This is a genomic window from Rhodopirellula maiorica SM1 (assembly GCF_000346295.1).
In the GTDB taxonomy this organism is placed as follows: Bacteria; Planctomycetota; Planctomycetia; order Pirellulales; family Pirellulaceae; genus Novipirellula; species Novipirellula maiorica.
The window spans coordinates 1-3744 of the sequence record NZ_ANOG01000238.1; the positions used below are offsets into that span (position 1 = coordinate 1).

The following is a 3744-nucleotide window of genomic DNA, read 5'->3' on the forward strand; positions in this document are numbered from 1 at the left end:
AACGCGGACCCCAGCGGGGGCGGGCAATGCTTTTCATTGCCAAGTATTCTTGAAAAGTGATTTAGTGCTCGCCTACCCGCCTACCAATTTTCCCCATGAAGGAACCTAACCTTTTGGAGACTAAGCAGACGCAATTCGTTAAAAAACGCCAATTGCAATTGAGACGAAGAAAAGAGCGAAGTTGAATCGAATGATTGAAATCCGAGAAGCTGATGATCTTAAACCAGATGTTCCTGAAATCGCCTCGTCTATCGCACTCGAGCATGGCTTCAAGCATTTCCGAATACAAGCGTCTGCGAAAAGCTGCTCCAACCTTGGTATCCTCGGAGTAAGCTGAATCGATGAACAGGTCGTGATACTTCTTGCCGATATCCTCAAGATATTGGAGCGACTTCTCAAAATCTTTTGGCGGAAGAAACCCACGCCACTCGACGTGACTAAATCTCTGGGGTAATGAGTCTCTGTCTTCAAGAGCGGATTCACGTCCAACGCAAGTGATGAAATGTAAATTTCCAAGATCCTCTGCAGGTTCCAGAGCAAAGCCAAACAAGTCATTGTCGCATTGCAATGCCGCAAGATGTGCTGTCAATTCATCACGAAACGCCGCTTTCCAAAGCTGAAAGTCCGATTCCAGCTCACGGATTTCGGGATCCAAATCGAGGTCGCGTTGCAACTGATTGGCATTTTTATTCACAGTTTAATACATCCCCCGAGATTTTGGTAAGTAAAGAACTAGCGAAACGAACGCAACACCCATCGTGATGTTTCGTATTGCAACGTTGCCGATCAGAGCTGGCGGAATTGGTTTCTTTGTCTCTAGTCGTGCCAGATTCAGCACCGCGGCACTCGCAATTGTACTTGTACTCGATTTCCAGCGTTGACTGCCAACTCTAACCGAGCAAATGGGCAAGAAAATGGGCGCAGGAAGATAAGAAAAAGGTGACACTGGAGAAGCGTTTTTGCTAAGCCGATTGGAGAAAAGCAACTGGTGGTAGGGCCGCCGGATGCGGCCCCGTATGTCCGGTGTGTGGGAGACGCCGGAACAATTCTGAGCCCGATCCCGACTCGCATTGTTGTCCGCCATTCTGAATCAGGGGAGTTCGTGGACGGTGACGAGAACTCCGGTCAATTTACTAGCGCCGACGGTCGACAACAGACGTGTCTTGCCAAGGCCGTAGAATTGTGTTGATTGTATCGTGTTCGTGACGACATCTGGAGGAGTATCATTCGCTCCGTCGCCATCGAGGCGGCTTGTTGTGTAGTCGATATCCGCGATTGCGCCTTTAGTATGTTCCTTGATCTTCAAACGCAGCATCGTGCCAATCTCCATCTCTTGGGTTTGACGGGTCGTGACACCGCTTCGGGTCATGGTGCCGGTGGTCAAGGCAACACGCCGTCCGATTTGGACCATACTTTCAGTTTCGGACATCGCAGTCAGTCGTATCGTCTCGACAGGCTTCGTTCCGGATTTGAGGATAGAGGCAATGACCTCGTCCTCGGCAAGCCCGGTTGGAATTGACTGTTCCAGCTTGTATTCAGCCAGCTCGACAAAATATTGCGTCGCGTTCGGCTCGGAATCGACGCCGGAGTCGTCGGCCCGTGTTTGCCCACCAAACGGAAGGCTGGCGGTTAGCAAAACGAGCAGGGAAAGCAGAGTAGGATGCAGGTTCATTTAAGTTTCCTTCGGCGGGGTAACGTCAGCGTTAAAGGGCCACCGCTGAAAGACTCTGATTTCAAGACTCGCGTTGCCGGCGGCTCCCGGTTACCGGTATGCCCGGCATGGGCCTGATCTTGTGGGGTGCCCCCCATTCCAAATGTCAGTCCGCTGTACTTAGTTCCCGTTTCTTTCTTGGCGTCATTATACCACATGAAATTCTAGCGAAAGATCAGTACGAGGGCTCAGCTTCGAGATGCTTTGGTCTTTAATCATTTTGCTCCTCAATTATTTTGCCATTGTTCTTGCAGAAGCAAAGGACGCCCGACTTTCCGAACTCCTAAATCGCACGTTCCCTAAGACGTCGGGAGTCCAGTTCCAACAACTCTCGGAACACTTCGAGAACCGGCTCATCTCGGAGTGTCATAACGCGAAGTTCGTCCTTGGGCGAACGGTTAGCGTAATCGGGTGGCGACGGATGACGTTGATTTCAAATTCGGCGTGGACCGCCACTCCAATTCATGTGTTAGCTAGCCGTAGTCTCCCAACCAGCAGTCGGTATTTCAGGCGTCGGTGTGTCTCCATCAGCCAAGTCGACCGAGCACCGATCGAACCGTGACTGCAAATGCAAATCCCAGGAAACAAAGGCCTGATGATATCTGGTGGGCGACCTTCGAACGCACCAATCGCGGCAGGGATATAAGGCGTCGGTCAAACGCAGCCGACGGATGCTATGAAGCGTCGATGGGTATTCAATATGGCAGGAGAATGTTGGCAGGAAGATGATGAGATTTTCCTGCCAACATTTTCCTGCCAACAACCTTCAGTGTCCGACGTCTCCGATCAACTCGACGCCACCGAAGCCATTCCATATTGCAACGCAGTGTCCCTTGTCAGTAGGGGCGGCTACCGATACATCAGTGTAGCATGCATGTACGCTGCGATTAGGAGTTGGGAGTTGGGAGTTGGGAGTTGGGAGTTGGGAGTTGGGAGTTGTAAAAGTTAAATTGACAATTGTAAATTTTGTTGAGGGTGCGGTCGGGTTGAGGTGACGCCGGGCTGAGAAGTGACGCTGATGACAGGCAGGATGCCTATCCCACATTGGACCTTCGGTTCGTTGGGAGGCACTCCGCTGAGGCTCACCGCGATGGCCAAAACGGATTATTGGGGATCTGGCGAGCGGTTGCAAATTATTTCTCTGAGAGTGGTTTTTTGGCTGGAGCGTCTCTCGGCGATGGAGGCAGATGGATGCTACCGATGGAACGTTGTGCCGGCGGTTACATTCACTTGATTCGCCGATTCCCCCGGGACAAGCCCGCAGCGGAGATCCATCGAGAGAAACGGTTTTGTTGGTAGCTACCAGTTGGATGCACCGCCCGGACAAGCCGGACGGAAGCGGAGGTGATCGGGGCGTTCGAGTGAGCCGGAGACAGCCCCACCCGGATGTCGCTGAAGGCTCCATCCGACCTCCCCTTAAAGCAAAGCTTTGGGGAGGCGAAGTTAATGTTGCGTGCGATCGAGCCGGAGACAGTTAGAGGTCGTCATCGTCGTCGTCATCGCGGTCGGGGTGCAGGGGGTCATCGGGATCGAAGAACAAATCGGCGAGTCCGAGTGGTACGGCGTCGCCGCCGAGCGTGCGCTTGCGGCGCTGTGCCAAGCTTTCCAAATCGACCGCTTCTTCGCCCAAACATTTCTCGAGCGCTTCTTGCCATGCCTCGTCGGCGCTGATCGGATGGTTTTTGTCTTGCATCATTCGCTTGATGGCAAAACGCAACAAATTGATCCCGTCACGGGGCGAAAAATCGAGCTTTAATTCGTGTGAGTGCTGCAGGAACTCGACCGTCATCGCCAACATCTCGGGCTGGGCGAACGGCAGGTGGTACTGCAGGATCGACATCTCGTCTTGTTTGCTGGGGAAGCCCACGCTGAGTGTCGGCTGCAGACGGCTCATGATGTAGTCAGGAATCTCAAACGTCGACTCGTCCTGGTTCATCGTGACGGTCGCGCGGAACTCTTTCTCGGCATGAATCGTGATCCCGGCAACGATCGATTCGACGTAACGGCGGCCATCGAGCAGCGGCGCCAGCGAC

At 53.0% G+C, this 3744-nt stretch carries 2 protein-coding genes and 1 pseudogene; all 3 read right to left on the minus strand.

All coding sequences use genetic code 11. From position 1 onward, the window contains the following. Positions 1–61 precede the first annotated feature (61 nt). Entirely contained in the window at positions 62–694 is a 633-nt protein-coding gene (locus RMSM_RS07190; RefSeq protein ID WP_008693553.1) for a hypothetical protein, read from the minus strand. A gap of 396 nt (positions 695–1090) precedes the next feature. Beyond that, entirely contained in the window at positions 1091–1672 is a 582-nt protein-coding gene (locus RMSM_RS07195) for a hypothetical protein (RefSeq protein WP_008693554.1), read from the minus strand. A 1513-nt stretch (positions 1673–3185) separates the two neighbouring features. Next, positions 3186–3744, minus strand: a pseudogene (locus RMSM_RS07205) (AAA family ATPase); the annotation flags it as partial.